Raw genomic sequence first — 22,785 nt, forward strand, 5'->3', positions numbered from 1 at the left:
CGCCGGACGAGCGGCATACCGTGGGCTCATGGACAACCGCACTGAGGTCCGTGACTTCCTCACGGCACGACGTGCCCGGCTCAAGCCCGAGGACGTCGGCCTGCCCAACTTCGGAGGCAGGAGACACGTCAAGGGACTGCGCCGCGAAGAGGTCGCGATGCTCGCCGGCGTCTCGAGCGAGTACTACGCCCGACTCGAGCGCGGCGACATCGCCGGAGTCTCCGACCAGGTGCTCGACGCGCTCGCCGATGTGCTGCAGCTGGACGACACCGAGCGCGCGCACCTGGCGAACCTGGCGCGCACGGCATCTGCGACCGGCCGCACCCGTCGGCCGAAGGTCGCGCCGCAGTCGGTGCGACCGGGCGTCCTGGCAGCGGTGAACGCCATCACCGGCGCACCGGCGTTCGTCCGCAACGGAGCCCTCGACATCCTCGCCGTCAACGATCTCGGGCGGGCGTACTATGCGCCGCTGTTCGAGGCGGCGGGCGACGGCACCCCGAACATCGCCAAGTTCAACGTCTTCGACCCGGCGGCACGCTCGTTCTACCCCGACTGGACCCGCGCGATCGACGGCACCGTTGCGATCCTGCGCTACGAGGCCGCGAAGAACCCGTACGACAGGCGGATCACCGAGGTGATCGGAGAGCTGTCCACGCGCAGCGAGGTCTTCCGCGACCGATGGGCGAACGCGGTCGTGCACCGGCACGACGCGGGACTGAAGGTCGCCATCCATCCCGCTGTCGGCGAGCTGTCGCTGCACATGGTCGGCACCGAGGTCATCACCGAGCCGGGCCTGTCCATCATGATCTATTCCGCCGAGGCGGGGTCCGCCGGGGAAGAGAAGCTTCGGCTTCTGGCCAGCTGGGCCGCCACAGCGCAGGTCGAGTCCGCGGACTCCGACCAGACACGCAACGCTCGCAGCTGAATCTTCCGCGACGTCACACCCGCCGCCGACGCGCCGGGTGCCGTCATCGTTCACGAAAGGAACATCCGATGAACATCGAACCGACCATCCCCACCATGAAGAACCCGCCGGAGCAGTTCGCCGGCGACGTGTGGCTCGACCTGATCGCGCTGCCCCACGACGCCGACCAGCGCACGACCGTGGCGCGCGTCCGGTTCGCGCCGGGCGGTCGCACCGCGTGGCACTCGCACGCGCGCGGACAGTACTGCCACGTGACCTCGGGCGTCGCGCGGTTCGGCACTCGCGACGGCAACATCGTCGAGGTCCGCGCGGGAGAGACGATCTACACGCCTCCGGGCGAGGAGCACTGGCACGCTGCGGCTCCGGGGATGTTCATGGAGCACCTGGCGATCCTCGAGGGCGGCGATGACCCGGCCACGACCACGATCTGGGCCGAGCACATCACCGACGACCAGTACGAGGGTCGCTGATCAGACGGTGGAAGGGCCCGGGGCGACCATGTCGCGCTCGGGCCCTTCGCCGTTTCCGGGTGGACTTCAGCGGGCGAGGTACCCTCCGTCGACCGGGATGTACGACCCCGTGACGAACGAGGCCTGGTCGTCTGCGAGCCACGTGACGGCCGCGGCGACCTCCTCCGGTTCGCCGAGCCGGCCCAGGGCGTGCAGGCCCGGCAGCGCCTCGCGAACCTCGGCCGGCTGGTTGTCCTCGAGACCGGTGCGGATGAACGCCGGTCCCACCGAGAGGGCGCGGATGCCGCGTTCCCCGTACTCCCACGCCACGGTCTCCATGAGCCCGAGCACCGCGTGCTTGGCGGCGGCGTACGGGGCCATGCCCGCAAGCCCCCGCTTGCCGGCGATGCTCGAGATCGCGATGATGACGCCGCCTCCCGAGCGGAGCATTGCGGGCAGCTGACTGCGCACGCCGTAGAACACGCCGTCGAGGTCGACGCCGCGCACGAACTCCCACTGCGCGTCGGTGAGCTCGGCTGTCGGTGTGGCGGGGATCGTCACGCCGGCGTTGTTCACCGCGATGTCCAGGCGCCCGTGGCGCTGTTCGATCGCCGCGACCACGTTCGCGTGCGCGGCCGGGTCGGTGACGTCGAGCGCCGCCGCCCAGGCGGACCCGCCTGCTGCGGTGATCTCCTCGACGAGGGTCTCGAGAGGGCCCTCGCTCCGCCCGGTGACGACGACGGTCGCCCCTGCTCCGGCCAGCGAGCGGGCCACGGCCCGCCCGATTCCGGCGCCGGCGCCCGTGACGAGGGCGATCTTGTCGGTGAGCATGTCCGGGCGTCCGATCAGCGGTGCTCGAACATCGAGAACGCCACCATCTCGGCGTTCGGCAGCGTCGCGTCCTCGAAGCCGTACAGGTCTCCGTAGGTCGGCCGCAGAGTGGCGACTGCCTCGCGGGCCACCGCGCTGATCCACTGCGCGAGGAAGCCGGTGTGGGCGCTGGCCTCGGGGTCGATGAAGTCGGTGAACGCGTGGGCGCCCATTGCGGCGCCGACCGCTGCCGTCAGGTCGGCCATGAAGGCCAGGTCGAAGTCGATGTCCTCGCGGTAGCCGACGTTGCCGTGGCCGCCCGAGAGGAACGTCCACTCGAGATCGCGGACGGCGCGCAGGTTCGCGTCGCTGAAGAGGAACCGCTCGTTGCCGGCGAAGCGCCAGAACGGGGGCTGGTCGGGGTTGATGAGGTCGGGGGAGTGCACCACGCCCTCCTTCTCGAGCAGCCACGCCGAGTGGTCGTCGGTGTGGGCGGCCCACTCGAACCCGTGCAGTGACACCTCGAGGTCCTCGAACGCGAACGAGCCGTCGGGCCACGCGACCGTCTCGGTCGGCAGGGGGTACGAGCTCTTCACGAGCTGCATCTTCTCGAGCGACTTCGTGCTCGCGATGATCCGCAGCTCGAACCCGCCCTCCGTCGCGGCGTCGACGTACTGGGCGATGTCGCCGATGTGGTCGGCGTGGTAGTGCGAGTAGACGACGGCGGTGATCGGCAGGTCGGTGACCTCGTGGATGGCGGCGGTCACGAGAGGCGACACGCCTTCGAGGGCGTCGAAGAGCAGCACGCCCTCGTCGCCGACGTAGAACACGGTCTGATAGTTGAACGCCGCGACCCACCACACGCGGTCGGTGAGGCGCTGAAGAACGGCGCCTTGCATGTTGCGGGCGTAGAGGTCGGCGATCTTGTCGCCGGGGGTCAGCTTCTGCGTGGCCGACGGCTCCACGTAGTGGGCGCCGATGGTCGAGCGGACCGACGTTGCAGTGGACATGTGACTCTCCTTCGATGGGGCGCCGTGTGGCGCATCAGGCATAAGTCCTATATGCATACCAATATTCCGAATGCATACATATTTCTGATCGGCACCCTTTGGCGTATGATCGAACCATGCCGTCCGACGCCTCGAACAGCCCGGCGGCGCTCGCCGATCCCGGCATCGGCGACGTCGTCGAGATCCTCGCCAACCGCTGGACGGTGGTCGTCGTGACCGCGCTCGAGCGCGGCAGCACCCGGTTCGGCGGCCTGCGGTCGGCCACGGGCATGAGCGCGCAGCTGCTGTCGAAGACCCTGCGCCGGCTCGAGGAGAACGGGCTGGTGGCCCGCACCGCGTACGCGGAGATCCCCCCGCGCGTGGAGTACGAGCTCACGCCACTGGGTGGGACGCTGTGCCCGATCGTGCGTGCGATCAACTCCTGGGCGGCCGATCACCGCGACGATGTCGACGCCGCCCGTGCGGGCGAGGCGGACGCGACCGAACCGGCGACGCGCTGACCGTCGCGGCCGAGCAGATCCCTCATCAGGCCGCCGGCTGCTCCTTCCGCGGGAAGGCCGACAGCACGGTGACCGCACCGACGATGGTCAGCGCGGCGTACCCGAAGAAGATGTCCGCGAGCGAGAACGCGCCGGTCAGGCGCCCCGCGACGAGAGCGGGGATCGCCGCGCCGCTGTACGAGATGACGTAGACCGCCGCGAGCGTGGCGCCGCGCTGAGCGGGGGCGGAGCGCGCCAGCAGGGCGCCCGTGCCGGCGGACGCCGTCGTGCCCTGCGCGATCGCACCGACCAGGCTCGCGATGAGGAAGGGGACGATCGCGCCCGCCCGCAGCGACAGCAGCGCGCCCACGATGGCGACGGCGAAGACGACGATGCCGATCCGCATCGCCCGCCGCGCACCGAGTCGGCCGGCGATCGGGCCGCCCAGCGGGCCCAGCACCATGATCGAGGAGAACACCAGGGCGGCCACGAGGGCGCTGTCGCTGCCGAGATGGTCCGCCGTGATCGTCGGGGCGAACGCCTGGTAGGCGCCCCCGATGCTCCAGGTCGCGAAGGCGGCGGCGCCGACGGCGAAGAGCAGTCGCCCGGCGCCGCGTGGAACGCTGACGCGTGGGGCGAGCGAACGCAGGGCGCCTGGCGCGTAGGGTGCCGTCTCGCGCATCGGCAGCACCGCGACCGCGCACACCAGGAGGGCGGCCGACAGCACCGCGAACGGCAGGACGCGCGGGGCGGGGGAAGTCTCGGCGAGGACGCCCGCCAGAAGGGCGCCGGCCGGGATGCCGAACATCGGCCCGCTGCCGGTGATGGTCGTCGGCAGCCACGCGGGTCGTTCCGGCGCGGCGTCGACCACGTACGCCCCCACGGCCGACGCGGCCAGGCCCGAGGCCAGGCCCTGAAGCAGACGTGCGAGCGAGAGCATTCCCACGCCGTGCACCTGCGTCATGAGCATCACGCCGGTCGCAGCCAGCAGGAGCGCGGCGACCACGACCGGCTTGCGGCCGATGTGATCCGAGAGCCGCCCGAGCACCAGGAGGGCCGCGAGCGTTCCCGCGAAGTACGCGACGGCACCGAAGGCGAGGTCGCCGGTGGCGATGCCGTCCTCCACGCGGTACGTCTCGTAGAGGGGGATCGGGGCGCCCGCTGCGGCGAAGACGAGGATGAAACCGACAGCCGCCACGACGAACGCGCCGCTGTCGCGCCGCGTTCGGTCGGCAGGCGGCGCAGGGATCGATCCGGTCGCAGTCACAGGACGAGTACACCCCATCAGCGGCGGTCGGGGGGAGGGCCCCGCGTGAGGTGTACCGCCAGGGCATCCCTCGGGGGGCGTCGGCGGCGTAACGTCGGGGTCATGGACAACCGCAACGAGGTCCGCGAGTTCCTGACCTCGCGGCGCGCGAAACTCACTCCCGAGCACGTCGGGCTGCCGCCCGGCAGCAACCGGCGCGTGCCGGGGCTGCGCCGCACCGAGGTGGCGATGCTCGCCGGCGTCAGCATCGAGTACTACTCCAAGATCGAGCGCGGCAACCTCGCCGGTGCATCCGATTCGGTGCTCGACGCGGTCGCCAAGGCGCTGCGGCTCGACGACGCCGAGCGCGGTCACCTGTTCGATCTCGCCCGCGCGGCGAACGGGCCGGTCGTGGCCAAGCCCCGGCGGCGGCCGAAGCAGTGGACCGCCCGGCTGTCGCTCCAGCGCGCGCTCGACGCGATCACGGCGGGTCCGGCGTTCGTGCGCAACGCCCGCATGGACATCCTCGCCGCCAACGCGCTCGCGCGGGAGTTCTACGACGAGGTGTTCGAGGCCCCGGCGTCGGGCAACCTCGCCCGCTACAGCTTCCTCGACGAGCGCTCGCACGACTTCTACCCCGATTGGGATGCCGCCGCCGACGTCGTCGTGGCGATCCTGCGGACCGAGGCCGGGCGCGATCCCTATGACAAGGGTCTGCAGGACCTCGTGGGCGAGCTCTCGACCATCAGCGACGAGTTCCGCACCAAGTGGGGCGCGCACGACGTGCGCCACCACGGCAGCGGCGTGAAGCCCTTCCACCACCACGCGGTCGGCGACATCACCCTCGCCTACGAGGGGCTGGAGCTGACCGAGGAACCCGGGCTGTCACTGCTGATCTACACCGCCGAGCCGGGTTCGGTCTCGGAGCAGAACCTGCGGCTGCTCGCCAGCCTCGCGGCAACGCGCGAGACGCCGGCTGCCGAGCGTGGGGCTCCGGTGTCCGAGGACGAGAAGCGATGACCGGCTCACGCATCCGGTTCAGCGTCGACGGCGAGACGCTCGAGGCCACTCTGGGAGACGGTTCCGCGGCGCGCGACTTGCTCGCGCTGCTGCCGCTGCGACTCACGCTGACCGACTTCCACGGCATCGAGAAGGTCGCAGACCTCCCCTCACGTCTGTCCACGGCGGGCGAGCCGGCGGGCACGGCCGCGAAGGCGGGCGACATCACGCTGTACGCGCCGTGGGGCAACCTCGCGATCTTCTACCGCCCGTTCCGCTACGCCGACGGGCTGGTCAGGCTCGGCGCCTTCGACGGCGACATCACGGCGCTGTCCGCGAACGACGGTCCCTTCGAGGTGCTCATCGAGGCCATCGACTGATGCTGACGGGATGAGCCGGCGCCCCGAGAACGGGGCGCCGGCTCATGTCATCGGCAGACGGGCGTCAGCCGTCGATGACCACGGCCCCGCACGGCCGCGAGCAGCAGGCGAGGATCTTTCCCGCGTCGATCTCGCGCTGACGGATGCCGCCGTTGTGGCGCATCTCGACCTCACCCTCGACCTTCACGATCTTGCACGTGCCGCACAGTCCGCTCCGGCACGAGGAGTTCATGCGCACGCCCGCCTGCTTGGCGGCATCCAGCACCGTCTGCCCCGGCGCGATCTCCGCGACCTTGCCGCTGCGGGCGAAGGTCACGCTGTGCGTGCCCGCCTCCGCCGACGTGTCGATCGCTGCGGGCTCCTCGGGCTGGGTGAGGACGAAGGACTCCCGGTGGATGCGCTCGATGGGCACCCCCAGCGAGAGTGCGAGACTCTGGGCGTGCTCCATGTAGGCGTCCGGGCCGCACACGAAGACCTCGCGGTCGCGGATGTCGGGAACGTTGCGCGACAGCATCGCGGCGTCCAGGCGCCCGACCGGGCCGAGCCACGTGCCGTCGGGATCCATCGACACCGCCTGCACGACGCGGATGCGCATGTTGTCCTGCGTGAGGCGGGACAGCTCCGCGCGGAACGCGACCAGGTCCGGCGACCGTGAGTTGTGCACGAGCACGACATCGGTGGGCTCGGCGAGGTCGTGGATCGACTCCAGGATCGACATCATGGGGGTGATGCCCACGCCGCCGGCGAGCAGCAGGATGCGCTCGGCGGGGTGGTAGGCGGTCGAGAACTCGCCCGCCGGGCCGCTGAGCTCCACCCGGTCGCCCACCGCCAGCACATCGTGCAGCCAGGCCGACATGCGTCCGGTCGCCTCGCGCTTGACTGTCAGCTGCACCGAGTAGGGGCGTGTGGACGGCGAGCTCACGGTGTAGCAGCGGCTGACGCGCTCGCCGTCGATGTCGGCGCTGATCGTGACGTACTGCCCCGGAGCGTGGGGAAGTGCGCGCCGGTCGTCGGCGGCGAACTCGAACGTCGCGATCTGATCGGTGCGGCGCACGATGCGCGTGCACGTGAGGGTGCGACCCGTGGGGTCCTCGTCCCACCGGTCGTGCTCGGCGAGCACGGCGCCGGGTCCGAATCGTTCGATGATGATGCTCATTCCTCGACCTCGCTCTCGACGTATGCGGTGATCTGGTCCATGTACCAGTTGCAGAAGGCGTCCACCTGGTACTCGCTGGGCACGTACGGCCCGGGGATGTACGCCGGATCGGACACGCCTTTCTGGGCGAGACCGACGAACTCGGCATCCTGCTCGTTCGTCGCCCGCCACACGTGCGTGAGGTCGTCGACGTTGTAGTCGATCCCCTCGCGGGCGTCCTCGTGGACGAGCCATGTGGTGCGCACGAGTGTCCGGCCGGGCGAGATCGGCAGCACCGAGAAGGTCATCGCGTGATCCGCCATGAAGTGGCACCAGAAGTTGGGCTGCGTGTGCATCGACAGGCGGCCGAGCTTGGCGTCGTCGAAGTCGCCGAGGAGCCTGTCGACCAGGCGCGCGCCGGTCATGCTGTACGACTCGCCGACGCCGTCGAGCGCTTCGCGCTGGACGCGGAAGCCCATCGTGCGGGTGTCGAGCTCCTCGATCCCGGCGAAGGGCAGCCCGCGAACGGTGCACTTGGCCTCGAGCTCCGCCTCGGCGGTGAGGTACCGCTCGTGCGTCTCCTGCAGGTGGGGCGGGATGCCGTCCTCGGGGTACCCCCACGTGATGAAGTACGTGCAGCCGAGCTCGGGGTGGTTGTCGCAGTGGTAGCACTCGCGGTTGTTCTCCAGCGTGAGCTTCCAGTTGCCCTCTTCGATCAGGTCCACCTGCGCGGCGACCTTCGCATGGCGCAGGTCGTGCTGCTCGAAGTACGGCGCCACGACCTCGGCCACGCGGTCGATGTCGTCGTTGGGCTCGTCAGCGAGGTTGATGTAGATCAGCCCGGCGATGGAGCGGAAGGCGACCTTGCGCAGGCCGTAGCAGCTGGTGTCGAAGTCGTCGTCCGCAGAAGCCGCCCACACGAGCTCGCCGTCCGGACGATAGGTCCACTGGTGGTACCCGCACACGAGGTTCCCGACGGCGCCGCTGCCCGGAGGCAGGATGCGCGCACCGCGATGCCGGCAGACGTTGTGCAGGACCTGCACGTTCTCGTCGTCGTCGCGGATCACGATGAGCGAATGCGTGCCGAACTCGACGGTGACGTAGTCGCCGGGCTCGCGGATCTCGGCCTCACTGGCGACGAAGAGCCAATGCTGTCCGAAGATCGCCTGCAGGTCCAGCGCGAACACCTCGTCGCTGGTGTAGAAGGGCGCGGGAAGGCTGTGGCCGGGGGTGCGCTCCGCGAGCAGCCGGCGGATCCGTACGTCGCTCTGCGGGCGGACGATGGAAGCGGGCATCTCGGGTTCCTTTCGATGATCCGAGGGGTCGTCGGGCGATCGATGGCCGACGCAGAGATGTGGAGGTGTGGTGCGTCCAGAGGTGCGTGTTGCCTATAGCGCACCGTCTTGGGATCGATGATGATCCTCGAAGGCGGCCGGTGTCAACGGTTCGAGGCAAGTGCGAAGGGACTGTTCTCGCGTCGGAAACACAGGTGACACATGGCCTGTCATCGAGGGGCTTCAGTCGCTCAGCATTCGACGACGCCCACGCCGACACGCGTGGCTGCACGGGTCAGCAGGGCCAGGCCCCCGCGCGAGGTCTCCTTGTACTTGGACTTCATGTCCCTGCCGGTCTTGCGCATGGTGGCGATGACCTCGTCCAGCGAGACGATGTGGCTGCCGTCGCCGCGAAGCGCGGTGCGCGCCGCTGTCACCGCCTTGACGGCGGCCACGCCGTTGCGTTCGATGCAGGGGATCTGCACGAGCCCGCCGATGGGGTCGCAGGTGAGGCCGAGGTGATGCTCCATCCCGATCTCGGCGGCGTTCTCGACCTGTGCCGGTGTGCCGCCGAGCACAGCCGCGAAGGCTCCGGCGGCCATCGAGCACGCCGATCCCACCTCGCCCTGGCATCCGACGGCGGCGCCCGAGATCGACGCCGTCTCGGTGTACACGCTGCCGATCGCCCCGGCGGTCAGCAGGAACGCGATGATGCCGTCGTCGTCGGCGCCCGGCACGAACCGCCGGTAGTACTCCAGCACCGAGGGGATGATGCCCGCCGCTCCGTTCGTCGGCGCGGTGACGACACGCTCGCCGGCCGCGTTCTGCTCGTTGACGGCCATCGCGAACAGCGTCAGCCAGTCGGTGCCCCGCAGAGGATCGGCGATCGCGCCATCCGCCGCGAGCAGTCGCGCGAGGCCCGGGGCGCGCCGCGGCACATCGAGCCCGCCCGGCAGGATCCCCTCGGTCCTCAGCCCCCGCTCGATGCTGTCGTGCATGACATCGGCGATGCGCAGCAGGTCGGCGCGGACCTCGGCAGCGGGGCGCCGGGCCGCTTCGTTCTCGAAGGCGAGTCGGGCGATGCTCTTGCCGGTCGCCTGCGCGAGGGCGAGCAGATCGTCTGCGGTGCGGAACGGGTGCGGCACCGCCACGGCCGCTGCGGGGGTGGGCTCCTCGCCCTCGGTGACGACGAAGCCGCCGCCGACCGAGTAGGACACCTGGCGCGCCATGAGGGCGCCACCGGTGTCGTACGCCTCGAGCGTCATCGCATTCGGATGGAACGGCAGCGTGCGGTAGCCGTCCAGGATGAGGTCGGTCTCCGGGTCGAAGGCGACCTCGTGGATGCCACCCAGCGGGAGCCGTCCGGTCACGCGGGCGACGGCCACGAGAGTGCGTGCCGTCGCGGGCTCGCACGACTCGGGCTCCTCGCCCATGAGGCCCAGCAGCACCGCGTCGTCCGATCCGTGGCCGCGCCCGGTCGCGCCGAGCGAGCCGAGCAGATCGACGCGCACACGCGCGGTGCGCGGGAGCAGGCCGTCACGCTCGAGCCCTCGCAGGAAGCCGAGCGCGGCGCGCATGGGGCCGACGGTGTGGGAGCTCGAGGGCCCGAGGCCGACCGAGAACAGTTCGAATGCGCTGACGGCCATCAGCGCGTCGCCTCGGCGGCGATGGACGGCGGGTACTCGGCGGCCGGCGCGGTGACGTCGGGATCGACGGCCTGGACCGGTGCGTCGAAGGTGGTGGTCGCAGTTCGGGCGGGGATGATCACGGTCATGGGAGGCTCCCGGTTCGGGCCGCGGGCGCGGCCGATGGATGGCTGCCTCCCCGCTCTGTCGCTGGACCTGAGAGATTCACCGCGCGGGCGCGGCTTTCACCGTGGGTGCGGGCTCGAAGCCCGGCTTTCCAGAGTCCGCCTCACCCGTCGCGGTGCGTGTGCCTGAGAGGTTGTGGGGAGTCATTGCTCCTTCGGCGTCGCTCATCCGGGCGTGGATGTCGACTCTCCCGCGGGGGTTCGATCGGCGGCATGTTCACTTGTGAGGCAGGACGCTACAGCGCCGGCCCGGGCCGATGTCAAGCCCGAATGTCGAATCTGACCAGGCATGTTTCAAGCACGTGTCGAACGTCCGGCTGCTGTTTCGTCGACGTAAAAAGCAGACATGAGCGCCCGTCATCCGCTTGAAGTGAGAGTCGCCCCTTTTCTACAATGTTGCGTTAAAGGCATCATGTTGCGGAAGACGCAACATAGCCGGGAATTCAGAACCGAGGAAGAACCCATGACGAACCTCTCCTCCGCCTCGCCGCAGCCCCGTGTGGTCATCATCGGCCTGGGTGTTGTCGGGGCCGCACTGGCGGACGAACTGACCCTCCGTGGGGTCCGCGATCTCACCGTCTTCGACCAGGGGCCGCTGTTCGTGACCGGCGGGTCGTCGTCGCACGCGCCCGGCTTCGTGTTCCAGACGACGGCGGACCGCACGATGACCACCCTCGCGACCCGCACGCTCGACAAGCTCGACGGCGTGATGCTGGGCGACCAGTGGCTGCTGAAGCGCGTGGGCGGGCTCGAGATCGCCACCACTCCCGAGAGGCTGCACGACCTCAAGCGCCGGAGGGGTCTGGCGGCGTCCTGGGGCGTGCCCGGTGAGCTCATCGACGCCGAGGAGTGCGCCCGGCTGTGGCCGGGCCTGAACGCTGACGCGGTCCTCGGGGGCTATCGCACGCCCACCGACGGCATCGTGAAGTCGGTGGCGGCGGTGCAGTGGCAGGCCGAGAGGGCGATCGACCGCGGCGCGCGCATCATCGGCTCGGCACGCGTGGTCGGCATCGTCCGCGACAAGGGCCGCGTCACCGGCGTCGAGGTCGTCCCCGTTCCCGCGGGCGATGCCGCGCCCGAGGTCGTCCCGGCCGACATCGTCATCTCGTGCGCGGGGCTGTGGGGTCCGGGGGTCTCGCGCGAACTGCTCGGATTCGAGCTGCCCATGCAGCCCATGGAGCACGGCTTCGGCTACAGCAAGGCCGTGCCTTCGCTCGCGGGGCTGAACACCCCCACCGACGAGGCCGGCCGTCCGATGCTCCGTCACCAGGACTTCTCGCTGTACATGCGCGAGTACGTCGACCGCATCGGGATCGGCGCCTACAACCACCGTCCTATGCCACTCGAGCAGAGCGAGATCGCGTCGGCCGACGACTTCGCCGCGACCGGGGTCCACCCCGCGATGCACGATCTGACGTGGGAGGACTTCGCCCCGTCGTGGGACGAGGTCCGGCGCCTGTTCCCCGAGCTGCGCGGCATCGAGTTCGACTCGGGCTTCAACGGGATCTTCTCGTTCACCCCCGACGGCGGCCCGATGCTCGGGCCGGTCTCCGGCACCGACGGCCTGTGGCTTGCGCAGGCGGTGTGGGTCACGCAGTCCGCCGGCGTCGCGCAGGTCGTGGCCGACTGGATCGTGTCGGGCGACCCCGGCATCGACACCCACGGACTGGACTACTCGCGCTTCGACCCCGCGGTCGTGAGCCGGCGGTTCACGCGGGAGCGGGCCGAGGAGGCGTACGACGAGGTGTACGACATCCGTCACCCGCATGCCGCGACCAAGCGGCTGCGCGGCATGCGGACGAGCCCGTTCCACGCCCGGCACGTCGCGCTCGGCGCCGTCTTCGGCGAGGGCGGCGGCTGGGAGCGCCCGCTGTGGTTCGAGGCCAACGCGGGCCTGCTCGACGCGCTGCCGGACGTCCCGGAGCGCGAGGGGTGGGCGGCCGAGAACTGGTCGCCGATCGCGGCGGCCGAGGCCCACGCGACCCGCACGGCCGTCGCGCTCTACGACCTGTCGCCGCTGCCGCGTGTCGAGGTGGAGGGTGAGGGGGCGACGGCTCTGCTGCAGGAGCTGTTGAGCAACGACGTCGATGTCGCCATCGGCCGGGTCGTATATGCGCTCATACTCGACGAATCGGGCGGAATCCTCTCGGATGTGACGGTGACCCGACTCGGGTCCGAGAAGTACCTGCTCGGCACCAACGGCAACCTCGACCATGTCCGCCTGTCGGCGTTCGCGCCCGAGGGCGTCACGGTGCGCGAGGTGACGGCGGGGACGTGCGGCCTGGGTCTGTGGGGGCCGCTCGCCCGCGAGGTGCTCGAGCAGCTCACCGACGCCGACATCTCGCACGCCGGATTCGGGTTCTTCCGCGCCAAGAAGATCGACGTCGCGGGGATCCCCGTGCTCGCGCTGCGCGTGAGCTATGTCGGCGAGCTCGGGTGGGAGCTGTACACGAGCGCGGACCACGGGCAGTACCTGTGGGACGTGCTGTGGGAGGCGGGCGAGGCTCTCGGGATCGTCGCGGCCGGGCGCCGCGCGTTCAACGCCCTCCGCCTCGAGAAGGGGTACCGCTCCTTCGGGGCCGACATGACGCGCGAGCACTCTCCCGCCGAGGCGGGCCTCGGGTTCGCGGTGCGCGCGAGCAAGGAGGAGTTCGTCGGCAAGGACGCGCTCGCCGACCGCCCCGTCGCCCGGCGCATCGTGCCGCTCACCCTCGACGACCCCGCCCACGTGGTGCTGGGCGCCGAGCCGGTCTTCGTCCCGGGCGAGGCGACCCCCGTCGGCTATGTCACCAGCGCCGACCAGGGCTATACGATCGGCTGCTCGATCGCCTATGCGTGGCTGCCGCCCGAGCTCGCCGAGCCCGGAACAGCGCTCCACATCGAGTACTTCGCGGAGCGCCTGCCGGCCACCGTCCGCACCGAACCTCTCTTCGACGCCGAGATGGCGCACATCCGCCGCTGACCGACGCGCGAGAGCCGCGAGAGCCGAGATTCACGTGAGCACGACGACGTCAGCCCCCTCGGCGTCGGATCGACGGGCGGTGCCGCCGCGAACGCGCCGGCCGGTGCCGGGCGCGCCGGACCATACACTGGACGCTATGCCACAGGACGGGTCGGTTCAGTCCGTGGATCGCGCTCTGCAGATCCTCACGCTGCTGACCGAGCACGAATCCCTCGGCGTGAGCGAGATCGCGCGCCATCTCGGTGTGCACCGCTCGACGGCTTTCCGGCTGCTGGCGACACTCGAAGGGCGCGACTTCGTCGAGCAGGAGACCCACCGCGGGACCTACCGTCTGGGGTTCTCGGTCCTGCGCCTGTCGACGCGGGTGGCCGCGCGCATGGACTTCGCGCGGGCGGCGCAGCTGGTGTGCGACCAGCTCAGCGCCGAGCTCAACGAGACGAGCAACGTGGCGATCCTCGATGACGCCGCGGCGGTGAACATCACGCAGTCCTCCAGCACGCACCTTCTCGGCGTGACCCAGCAGTACGTCGGCCGACGCACCCCGTTGCACGCCACCTCGACCGGGAAGGTGCTGCTGGCCTACAGCGGCCCCGACGCGTTCCTCGGACTCGACGACCCGCTGGAGTCGTACACGCCCGCCACCATCACCGACCGCGCGGCACTCGTCGCGCACCTGGACGAGGTCCGCGGACGGGGGTGGGCCGGTGCCGTCGAAGAGTGGGAGCAGGAGATGAATGCCGTGGCCGTCCCCGTCTTCGATGCATCCGGACAGGTCGTCGCGGCGCTCAGCCTGACCGCCCCCAGCTTCCGCATGCACGCCGACGACCTCGAGTCCTACGCGGCTCGTCTGAGCGAGCACGCCGAGCGGCTGGGGCGGATGGTGGGAGCCTAGGCGCTCGCGCTCCCGGATGCCGACGGCGTGCGTGACTCGCCGACGTCAGCGTCGAAGGCGCCGCAGATCCGACGTGGCGCCACCTCGCATGCGCATCCGCGTCGACGACTCTGTCTCGCTGTGTGCGGCGCTCCGCAACAGCGATTAGTCGCAGGAAAGAAACAAAAAACCCCCGCGTGAGAGATTTCTCTTGCCAACGCGAAGATTCATCGCTACTTTACTTTCATACCGAAAGTTAACCGGAGGTGATCCGAGTGGCGACGATGCCCCTCAGCGCGACGCAAGCGCTAACCGCACCGCAGACGCGCAAGCGTCGCGGTCGCGGCCAGCTGGTCCCGGCACTGCTGTTCCTGGCCCCGGCGATCCTCGGCTTCCTCGCCTTCTTCGCGTGGCCGGCGATGCGTGGGCTCTACCTGAGCTTCACGGACTACAACCTGCTCAGCGACCCGCAGTGGGTCGGGCTCGAGAACTACCAGCAGATCGCAGGCGACCCGGTGTTCTGGCGCTCACTGGCGGTGACGATGCAGTACGTCGTGATCAACATCGTCGTGCAAACCGTGATCGCCCTCGGGCTGGCGGTGCTCCTGCACCGATTCACGCGGTCGATGGTCATCCGCGGCATCGTGATGCTGCCGTACCTCATCGCCAACGTGATCGTCGCGCTCGTCTGGTACTGGCTCGCCGACTACAACCTGGGCCTCATCAACTCGGCGCTGGACGCGATCGGCCTCGACCGCATCGGCTTCTTCGGCGACGCGCAGTTCGCCATGACCACGATCGCGCTCGTGAACGTGTGGCGGCACCTCGGCTACACGACGCTGCTGATCTTCGCCGGTCTCCAGGCGATTCCCCGCGACGTCTACGAGGCGGCGAGCGTCGACGGCGCCGGCGAGTGGCGCACGTTCTGGTCGATCACGCTGCCGCTGCTGCGGCCGGTCCTCGCCTTCGTGCTCGTGGTCACCGTCGTCGGATCCTTCCAGATCTTCGACACGATCGCCGTGACGACCCAGGGCGGCCCCGTCGACGCCACGAACGCCATCACCTACTACATCTACGACCGGGCGTTCACGCGCTTCGACTTCGGGTACGCCAGTGCGCTCTCGGTCATCCTCATGTTCATCCTCGCGGTGATCGCGCTCGTGCAGATGCGAGCGTTCCGCGCGGGGCAGAGCGATCTGGAGCGCTGACATGGCCACCACGACCCTCACCGCCGTCCGCCCGCGCGGCCGCCGAAGCAAGAACGACGAGCCCCGCTCCTCCGCGAGCCCCATCGGCAGGATCCTGGGGTGGATCGCCATCGGCGCGGTCATCGTCGTCACTCTCTTCCCCTTCTACTGGATGCTGCGCACCGCGCTGAGCAACAACCGCGCGATGTTCTCCGAGCCGCTGAGCCTGCTGCCGGTGGAACCGACGCTCGGTCCACTGCAGCGCGTCCTGGGGCTGTCGTCCACGGCGGATGCGCTCGCCGAGGGCGGATCGGTCGGAGCGATCAACTTCAGCCAGTACCTGCTGAACTCGCTGATCGTCTGCACGCTCATCACGGTCTTCCAGGTCATGCTCAGCGCGATGGCCGCCTACGCCTTCTCGCTGCTGGAGTGGCGAGGTCGCGACGTCGTCTTCAGCATCTTCCTGATCGCGCTCCTCGTGCCCGGCATGTTCACGCTGCTGCCGAACTTCCTGCTCGTCCGCGAGATGGGGCTGCTCAACTCGTACATAGGTATCGCGCTGCCGGCGATGTTCTTCTCGCCGTTCGTGGTCTTCTTCCTGCGGCAGTTCTTCCTGGGCGTGAACCGCAGCTTCATCGAGGCAGCGGTCATCGACGGCGCCGGGCAGTGGCGGATCTTCTCCCGAATCGTGCTGCCGATGGTCATGGGCCCGATCATCACGATCGGCATCCTGCAGTTCATCTTCTACTGGAACGACTACCTCTGGCCTCTCCTGGTCGGGCAGACGGAGGAGACCACGCTGCTGACTGTGGGCCTGGGCATCTTCCGGTCCCAGACCCCGCAGGGCAGCCCCGACTGGGCCGGGCTCATGGCCGGGTCGCTCATCGCCGCGATCCCCGTCTTCATCCTCGTCCTCGTCTTCGGCCGGCGCATCGTCGGATCCATCCAATCCTCCGGGGTCAAGTGACGGCGCGGCCGTCATCGCCCCCCGGTGGCGCCAACCGGCGCACCCTTCACCCATCCCGAACAATCCCTCATCACACAGGAGAACCTCGATGAAGAAGTCACTTCTCTCCGCCGGCCTCGTCGTCGTCGCCGTCGGCGCCCTCGCCGGCTGCTCGTCCGGATCCGACAGCGGGTCCGAAGACGGAGTCACCACCATCAGCTACGGTCTCTGGGACTCCAACCAGCTGCCCGCCTACCAGCAGTGCGCCGCCGACTTCGAAGCGGCCAACCCCGAGTACACGGTCGACATCGAACAGATCGGCTGGGACGACTACTGGACGAAGATCACCACGGGCTTCGTTTCGGGGGAGAACTACGACGTCTTCACCAGCCACGTCGCGTACTACCCGGAGTTCCAGAAGAACGACCAGGTCCTGCCCCTCGACGACTACATCGCCGCGGACGGCCTGGACATGTCGATCTACCAGGACGGCCTGGTGGAGCTGTGGCAGAACCCCGACGGCGTCCAGTACGGTCTGCCGAAGGACTTCGACACCGTCTCGCTGTTCTACAACGAGCAGCTGGTGGAGGCGGCGGGACTCACGCCGGCCGACCTGCAGGATCTCACGTGGAACCCCGATGACGGCGGCACCTACGAGGAGCTCATCGCCCACCTCACCGTCGACGCCAACGGCGTCCGCGGCGACGAGGACGGGTTCGACAAGGACAACGTCGAGACCTACGGCCTCTGGATGGAGGGCGCCGGCGGCGCCGACGGCCAGACCCAGTGGTCGTTCCTGACCGCGTCGCTCGGCTGGCAGCAGACCGACGGCCCGTGGGCGGACAGCTACAACTTCGACGACCCGCGCTTCGCCGAGACCATCGACTGGTGGTACTCGCTCGTCGAGAAGGGGTACATGCCCACCTTCGCCGCACAGTCGGGGATCAGCTGGGCAGACCAGCTCATCGCGGGCAATGCCGCGATGGTTCCGAACGGCTCCTGGATGACCGGCTACGTCTTCGGCTCGGCCAGCGACAGCTTCACCCCCGGCGTCGCACCGACCCCGGTCGGCCCCGATGGCGCGAGCTGGTCGATGCTGAACGGCCTCGCCGACAACATCGCCGCGAGCACCGAGAACCCCGACGCCGCGTGGGAGTGGGTCAAGTACCTCGGCTCGGCCGAGTGCCAGGACGTGGTCGCCGACGCCGCGGTGGTCTTCCCGGCGATCAAGACGTCGACCGACAAGGCCGTCGCCGCCTTCGAGGCCAACGGCGTCGACGTGACGGCCTTCACCGGCCACGTGGATGCCGGCACCACGGTGCTCTTCCCGATCACCGACAACAAGTCCGATGTGAACGGCATCATGGGCCCGGTCATGGAGGGCATCATGTCGGGCGCGAGCGGCACCGACGTCCTGGTCGACGCCAACGAGAGCGTCAACGCGCTCTTCCAGTAGCCGACAGATCATGTCCTCCGCCGGATGGGTTCCCGTCCGGCGGAGGACACGTTCTTTCCCCATCCCCTTGAAGGAGAACCCATGACCCTCACCGAGACCGACGTGCGCACCGATGGCTGCATCGTCCTGACGGCGGACGACGTCGAGGTCGTCATCGATGTCTCGGCCGGCTACCCGGTCGTCCTCCACTGGGGGAGATCGCTGCCCGCCGCGTCGCTCGCCACGCTGCGCACGCTCGCCGACGGAGGCGTGCCCCAGAGCGACCTCGACGAGACCGTCGCGCCGGGGATGCTCCGCGAGACGGCCCGCGGGTTCACCGGCCGGCCGGCTCTGCGCGGTCACCGTGCAGGGATGGACTTCTCACCCCTGTGGAGCGTCGTCGATGTCCGGGCAGGCGCGCGGGAGTGCGCGCTCGTCCTTCACGACGAGCTCGCGGCGCTGCGGATCGAGCTGCGGCTGGCCCTGACCCCGCAGGGTGTGCTGCTGATCGACCAGTGGCTGACGAACCTCGGCGACGCCCCGTATTCCCTCGACGAGTTCGCGCTCTGGCTGCCGCTGCCGGACCGGGCGACCGAAACCCTGGATTTCACCGGGCGGTGGCTCAAAGAGCGCCAGCCGCACCGTCTGCCGCTCGCGCCGGGGCTGCGTCTGCGCGAAGGCCGCGAGGGGCGCTCCGGTCACGACCACACGATCGTGCAGTGCGCGCTGACCGATCGCACCACGACCGAGACCGGTGAGGTCTGGGGGCTCTCGCTGCTGTGGAGCGGGGGATCGCGCCACCTCGTCGAGCGCGACACGACGGGCCGCGCCGCGCTCGGGGTCGCCGAGCTGCTCGAGCCGGGGGAGATCGAGCTCGCGCCCGCCGCGACCTACCGGGCTCCGAGAGCGGCCGCCTTCTACTCGTCGGAGGGGCTGGACGGGCTCAGCGACCGCGCCCATCGGTGGCTGCGCGCCCGACTCGAGCATCCGCTGACGCCCCGCCCGCTCACCCTCAACGTGTGGGAGGCGGTCTACTTCGACCACGACCTCGACACCCTGACGCGATTGGCCGCACGCGCGGCCTCGGTGGGCGTCGAGAGGTTCGTGCTCGACGACGGCTGGTTCGGCAGCCGGCGCGACGACTGGTCGGGCCTGGGGGACTGGGTGGTCTCGGCCGACGTGTGGCCGGACGGCCTCGGGCCCCTCGCCGACCGCGTGCGCGCGGCAGGCATGCAGTTCGGCCTGTGGTTCGAGGGCGAGATGGTCAACCCGGACTCCGACCTGTACCGCGCCCACCCCGACTGGATTCTGCAGGTTCCGGGGCGCGTCCCGCCCCTCGCGCGGCACCAGCTCGTGCTCGATCTGGCCAACCCGGACGCCTACGCCCACATCCTCGAGCGCGTGCACGCGCTCGTGGCGGAGTACGGGGTCGAGTACATCAAGTGGGACCACAACCGGTTCCTCACCGACCCCGGCCACCGTGGTCACCCGGCGGTGCGACGTCAGACCGAGGCGATCTATCGGCTCTTCGACGAGCTCAAGGCGCGCACGCCCGGCCTCGAGATCGAGTCGTGTGCATCGGGCGGCGGGCGGATCGACCTGGGAATGGCCTTCCACGCCGACCGGTTCTGGACCTCCGATCAGAACGACGCGCTGGAACGGCAGCAGATCCAGCGCTGGACGACGCTGGTGATCCCGCCCGAGATGCTCGGCACGCACATCGGGCCCACCGAGTCCCACGGCACCGGCCGCGTCCACAGCATCCAGATGCGCGCGGTCACGGCGCTGTTCGGACACGCCGGCATCGAGTGGAACCTCCTGGAGGCAACCGAGGACGAGCTCGCCGCGGTGCGCGAGTGGTCCGCCTTCTACCGGGCGCACCGCGAGCTTCTGCACTCCGGTCGCGTCGTGCGCGTGGAGCATCCTGATCCGAGCGGTCTCGTCCACGGGGTCGTCGCTCAGGACCGCAGCGCCGCGCTGTTCGCCTACGTGCAGACGTCGACTCCGGCGGGTGTCCGCCCCGCCGCCTTCCGCGTGCCCGGGCTCGAGCCCGACGCCCTGTATCGCGTGCGCAGCCAGGAGTTCGGCGGCGCGCGCACGGTGCAGCGGCGGGCGCCGCAGTGGATGGACGGCGTGACCACCACGGGTGCGGCTCTGGCGGAGCTCGGGCTCCGACCCCCGGTGCTGTGGCCCGAGGAGGCGATTCTCGCCGTCATCGAGCGGGTCGGACCCGCGCCGACCGTCTGACGAGGAGTGGGTCGCCGATCGTGACATCCTGAGGGGTGGAAGGGAGTGCCGATGAGCCTGAGCGGCGCCGACCTGGCGGGCGGACGCGGCGGCGATGTCGAGGTCGCCGCGCTGTCGACCATCCTCATGCACGGCCCGGTCTCGCGCACCGACCTGGCGGCGCGACTGTCGCTGTCGCCGTCGACCATGACCCGCGCGGTCAAGCCGCTGCTCGACCGCGGGCTGGTGCACGAGACCGCCGACGCCGTCGAGGGCCCCGGTCGCCCCTCCCGTCCTCTGGTGGGTACACGGGGCAGCGGGCGCTACGTCGGTGCGAAGCTGACCGGGGACGAGGTCTTCGCGGTCGCGACCGACATGATGGCGAACGTGATCTCGGTAGAGCGTCGCGAACTGGCCTCGCACCAGCCGGACGCCGTCGCGGATGCCGTCGCCGACGTGGTGAGGCACCTCGGCGCCGGGGACGGGCTCGACGGCATCGGAGTATCGCTCGGCGGCAGCGCGATGGACGGCCGTACGGTCGACCGTGCTCCTTTCCTCGGGTGGCGCGAGGTCCCCTTGGCCGAGATGCTCGAGACGCGTGTGGAGGCGCCGGTCGTCATCGACAACGACCTGGCCGCGTTGACCGCGGCCGAGCACTGGTTCGGCCTCGGCCGGGGTCTGAGCGACTTCGCCGTGGTCACGATCGGCGCCGGCACCGGACTCGGACTGGTCCACCACGACGAGGTCGTTCGCACGCGCGACCTCGGACTGGGCCCGGCCGGCCATATTCCGCTCGAGCCCTTCGGCCCGCGCTGCGCGCTCGGGCACCGCGGATGCGCGGAGGCTGTCGTCACTGTCCCTGCGATGGAGACGCAGGCGCGCGTCGCTCTCCAGCGTGATGTGCGCTTCGAGGAAGTCCTCGACCTCGCCCGATCCGGTGACCCGGCGTGCGCCGACATCGTCCGCACCGCAGCTCGGGCGACCGGACGGCTCATCGCCCTGGTGGCCAACCTCGCCATGGTGGAGGTCGTCGTCCTCGGAGGCGAGGGCCTGGCGCTCCTCGATGTCGCGGAGCCCGACATGCGGGCCCAGATCGCCATCGATCGTGATCCAGAGGCCCACGACCTCGACATCCGCATCGACCGCTCGGGCTTCCCGCTGTGGGCGCGCGGCGCCGCGACGATCGCGATCCAGTCGTCGCTTCGGCGGCTGATTCAGGCGCCGGCCTCGCCGTGAGCCCGTGAATCCGATCTTCGCAACCCGAGGCGCCTCATCGCTCCGCCGCAGCGGCCAGTACGTGGGTCAGCCGGCGTGCGAGCCTCCTCCCGATCCGTTCGCTCTGGTCGCCGTTCGGATGGAGGCTGTCTGAGAGCGGATCCGTGGTGGCATCAGCCGGTCCGTACAGCTCGAGACCATCCAGGAGCGCCGTGGGCTCGCCGCGGCTCCGCCGAGCCTCCACGATCTCGCGCAGCTGCTCCCGCGCGACCCGCATGCTCAGCGCGCCCGCCTGGACGTCCTCCTCGGTTCCCCGCAGGAAGAACGTGACCGCGCCGTCGTCGCCGATGGCCACGTCTCCGGGGCCCGACTGCGTTTCGTTCCCCGTCCAGAGCAGCGGCGAGATCACGACGATCGGGACGCGAGGGTGAGCCGCTCGCAGGGTGTCGAGGAAGCCGTGGACCGCGGGCGCGAACGTCCGCCGGTCCATACTCCGCGCGCCGACCACGTTGACGCCGAGCTCGAGGCTGACGATGTCGGGACGGATGCCGGCGATCGCCGAGGCCACGAACGGGTCGATGTGGCACTGGCCGGCGACGCCGAGGTTGACCAGCTGGAGGTCCGCGGCACGCGCCGCGGACGCGGGCACCGTCTGGATCGGACGGTCCGCATTGCCGCCGTGGCTGATCGAGCTGCCATAGTGGACCCACACCGGCCGGTCCGAGATCGGCGGAGCCGTGAAGGGCGCATCGGCACGCACGTCGAAGATGTCGACCGTCATCATCTGCGGCAGCCAGATCTCGACGAGCTTGTCACGGCCGGGCAGCCCCGAGAATCGCACGACCGACCACTCCCGCTCGACCTGCTCGTGGGATGCGGTGTCGTCCGCGTGCATGATCTCGTGCGCGTCGATCGGACTCGGCACGAACCCGTGCTCGTCGCCGTCGATGCACAGCGAGAAGCCGTTGCGCTCCGCGTCGACCTGCGGCAGCCGCATCCGCGTGCACCGCACGCGCAGCTCGATGCTCGTCGCCGGCGTGAGGAACGAGAGGCGGACGCCGCTCGGCCGGATGAACTGGCCGCGGAGATTCGCCATCGCCGGGGGGAATCGGTCCCACAGGCGCGTGGGAAGGCGGATGGGCCGGATCGCATCGTCTCTCCGGACGGTGTCCAGGTGTCCCCGCAGGCGCGCGCTCCCGTGGTCGAAGGCGATCACCTCGCCACGGCCGATGCTCGAGCCGTCGGTCTCGATCGTGGGCATTCTCATCCTCTCCACGCCTGTCTCGCAGGCGTCAGTCATCCGCGTCGCGAAGGGCGGACGATATGTGCGCGACGCCGGATCACGGATGTCGTCGAACCGTGATGGATCCGTGATCGACGAAACCGTCGAACGTGATTGACGAACCCGGGTTCGTCTGCATACTAT

General features: G+C 69.9%; 21 protein-coding genes and 1 riboswitch. Of the genes, 13 read left to right on the forward strand and 8 right to left on the reverse strand.

Annotated elements, in window-relative coordinates; genetic code table 11:
* Positions 1 to 28 precede the first annotated feature (28 nt).
* Positions 29 to 925, forward strand: coding sequence for a helix-turn-helix transcriptional regulator (locus P0L94_18310; protein WES64406.1), 897 nt, complete (start codon positions 29 to 31; stop codon positions 923 to 925).
* Positions 926 to 993: 68 nt separating this feature from the next.
* Entirely contained in the window at positions 994 to 1,395 is a 402-nt protein-coding gene (locus tag P0L94_18315) for a cupin domain-containing protein (GenBank protein ID WES64407.1), read from the forward strand.
* A 66-nt stretch (positions 1,396 to 1,461) separates the two neighbouring features.
* Here the strand turns inward: P0L94_18315 and P0L94_18320 are convergent, their stop codons facing one another.
* Together P0L94_18320 and P0L94_18325 are read right to left on the reverse strand one after the other, a co-directional pair.
* Positions 1,462 to 2,205, reverse strand: coding sequence for an SDR family NAD(P)-dependent oxidoreductase (locus P0L94_18320; GenBank protein WES64408.1), 744 nt, complete (start codon positions 2,203 to 2,205; stop codon positions 1,462 to 1,464).
* Between the two features lie 14 nt (positions 2,206 to 2,219).
* On the reverse strand, positions 2,220 to 3,194 hold the full coding sequence (locus P0L94_18325) for an MBL fold metallo-hydrolase (protein WES64409.1): 975 nt from the start codon (positions 3,192 to 3,194) through the stop codon (positions 2,220 to 2,222).
* 116 nt (positions 3,195 to 3,310) lie between these two features.
* Here P0L94_18325 and P0L94_18330 point away from each other — a divergent pair, with 116 nt between their 5' ends.
* Positions 3,311 to 3,694 (forward strand): helix-turn-helix domain-containing protein, encoded by a 384-nt coding sequence (locus P0L94_18330; GenBank protein ID WES64410.1) that lies wholly within the window; start codon positions 3,311 to 3,313, stop codon positions 3,692 to 3,694.
* A 25-nt stretch (positions 3,695 to 3,719) separates the two neighbouring features.
* On the opposite strand, the gene P0L94_18335 is transcribed toward P0L94_18330, so the two are convergent.
* A complete protein-coding gene (locus P0L94_18335) occupies positions 3,720 to 4,940 on the reverse strand; it encodes an MFS transporter (GenBank protein ID WES64411.1) in 1,221 nt (406 codons plus the stop codon).
* A 102-nt stretch (positions 4,941 to 5,042) separates the two neighbouring features.
* On the opposite strand from P0L94_18335, the gene P0L94_18340 reads away from it, so the two are divergent.
* Both P0L94_18340 and P0L94_18345 read left to right on the forward strand, forming a co-directional pair.
* Positions 5,043 to 5,939 (forward strand): helix-turn-helix transcriptional regulator, encoded by an 897-nt coding sequence (locus P0L94_18340; GenBank protein ID WES64412.1) that lies wholly within the window; start codon positions 5,043 to 5,045, stop codon positions 5,937 to 5,939.
* The gene (locus P0L94_18345; GenBank protein ID WES64413.1) at positions 5,936 to 6,298 is read left to right on the forward strand and encodes a cyclophilin-like fold protein; all 363 of its coding nucleotides are present in this window, start codon (positions 5,936 to 5,938) and stop codon (positions 6,296 to 6,298) included. The genes P0L94_18340 and P0L94_18345 overlap by 4 nt, the downstream gene beginning before the upstream one ends.
* A gap of 64 nt (positions 6,299 to 6,362) precedes the next feature.
* Here P0L94_18345 and P0L94_18350 read toward each other — a convergent pair whose 3' ends face one another.
* The 4 genes from P0L94_18350 to P0L94_18365 all read right to left on the reverse strand — a co-directional run bounded on the left by P0L94_18350 (position 6,363) and on the right by P0L94_18365 (position 10,481).
* On the reverse strand, positions 6,363 to 7,454 hold the full coding sequence (locus P0L94_18350) for a hybrid-cluster NAD(P)-dependent oxidoreductase (protein ID WES64414.1): 1,092 nt from the start codon (positions 7,452 to 7,454) through the stop codon (positions 6,363 to 6,365).
* On the reverse strand, positions 7,451 to 8,728 hold the full coding sequence (locus P0L94_18355; GenBank protein WES64415.1) for an aromatic ring-hydroxylating dioxygenase subunit alpha: 1,278 nt from the start codon (positions 8,726 to 8,728) through the stop codon (positions 7,451 to 7,453). The genes P0L94_18350 and P0L94_18355 overlap by 4 nt, the downstream gene beginning before the upstream one ends.
* A gap of 230 nt (positions 8,729 to 8,958) precedes the next feature.
* A complete protein-coding gene (locus P0L94_18360; protein ID WES64416.1) occupies positions 8,959 to 10,353 on the reverse strand; it encodes an L-serine ammonia-lyase in 1,395 nt (464 codons plus the stop codon).
* Entirely contained in the window at positions 10,353 to 10,481 is a 129-nt protein-coding gene (locus P0L94_18365; protein ID WES64417.1) for a hypothetical protein, read from the reverse strand. Before P0L94_18365 ends, P0L94_18360 begins: the two co-directional genes overlap by 1 nt.
* Positions 10,482 to 10,621: 140 nt before the next feature.
* A riboswitch (glycine riboswitch) is annotated at positions 10,622 to 10,721 on the reverse strand.
* Between the two features lie 259 nt (positions 10,722 to 10,980).
* Here P0L94_18365 and P0L94_18370 point away from each other — a divergent pair.
* From P0L94_18370 to P0L94_18400, 7 genes are all read left to right on the forward strand, one after another.
* On the forward strand, positions 10,981 to 13,479 hold the full coding sequence (locus P0L94_18370) for an FAD-dependent oxidoreductase (protein WES64418.1): 2,499 nt from the start codon (positions 10,981 to 10,983) through the stop codon (positions 13,477 to 13,479).
* 136 nt (positions 13,480 to 13,615) lie between these two features.
* Positions 13,616 to 14,371: an IclR family transcriptional regulator gene (locus P0L94_18375; protein WES64419.1), complete on the forward strand. Its 756-nt coding sequence runs from the start codon at positions 13,616 to 13,618 to the stop codon at positions 14,369 to 14,371.
* A gap of 263 nt (positions 14,372 to 14,634) precedes the next feature.
* Positions 14,635 to 15,558, forward strand: a complete 924-nt coding sequence (locus tag P0L94_18380; protein WES66338.1) for a sugar ABC transporter permease — start codon at positions 14,635 to 14,637, stop codon at positions 15,556 to 15,558.
* Between the two features lies 1 nt (position 15,559).
* A complete protein-coding gene (locus P0L94_18385; GenBank protein WES64420.1) occupies positions 15,560 to 16,504 on the forward strand; it encodes a carbohydrate ABC transporter permease in 945 nt (314 codons plus the stop codon).
* An 88-nt stretch (positions 16,505 to 16,592) separates the two neighbouring features.
* Positions 16,593 to 17,939 (forward strand): sugar ABC transporter substrate-binding protein, encoded by a 1,347-nt coding sequence (locus tag P0L94_18390; protein WES64421.1) that lies wholly within the window; start codon positions 16,593 to 16,595, stop codon positions 17,937 to 17,939.
* A gap of 81 nt (positions 17,940 to 18,020) precedes the next feature.
* The gene (locus P0L94_18395) at positions 18,021 to 20,165 is read left to right on the forward strand and encodes an alpha-galactosidase (GenBank protein ID WES64422.1); all 2,145 of its coding nucleotides are present in this window, start codon (positions 18,021 to 18,023) and stop codon (positions 20,163 to 20,165) included.
* A gap of 51 nt (positions 20,166 to 20,216) precedes the next feature.
* Positions 20,217 to 21,380, forward strand: coding sequence for an ROK family transcriptional regulator (locus tag P0L94_18400; protein ID WES64423.1), 1,164 nt, complete (start codon positions 20,217 to 20,219; stop codon positions 21,378 to 21,380).
* Positions 21,381 to 21,414: 34 nt separating this feature from the next.
* On the opposite strand, the gene P0L94_18405 is transcribed toward P0L94_18400, so the two are convergent.
* Positions 21,415 to 22,620 carry an SGNH/GDSL hydrolase family protein gene (locus P0L94_18405; GenBank protein ID WES64424.1) on the reverse strand — a complete coding sequence of 402 codons (1,206 nt, stop codon included), beginning with the start codon at positions 22,618 to 22,620 and terminating at the stop codon, positions 21,415 to 21,417.
* Between P0L94_18405 and P0L94_18410 the strand changes: the two genes are divergently transcribed.
* Entirely contained in the window at positions 22,613 to 22,759 is a 147-nt protein-coding gene (locus P0L94_18410; GenBank protein WES64425.1) for a hypothetical protein, read from the forward strand. The two genes, P0L94_18405 and P0L94_18410, sit on opposite strands and share 8 nt — an antisense overlap.
* The last annotated feature ends 26 nt before the right edge of the window (positions 22,760 to 22,785 follow it).

This window comes from Microbacter sp. GSS18 (assembly GCA_029319145.1).
Classification (GTDB): Bacteria; Actinomycetota; Actinomycetes; order Actinomycetales; family Microbacteriaceae; genus Microbacterium.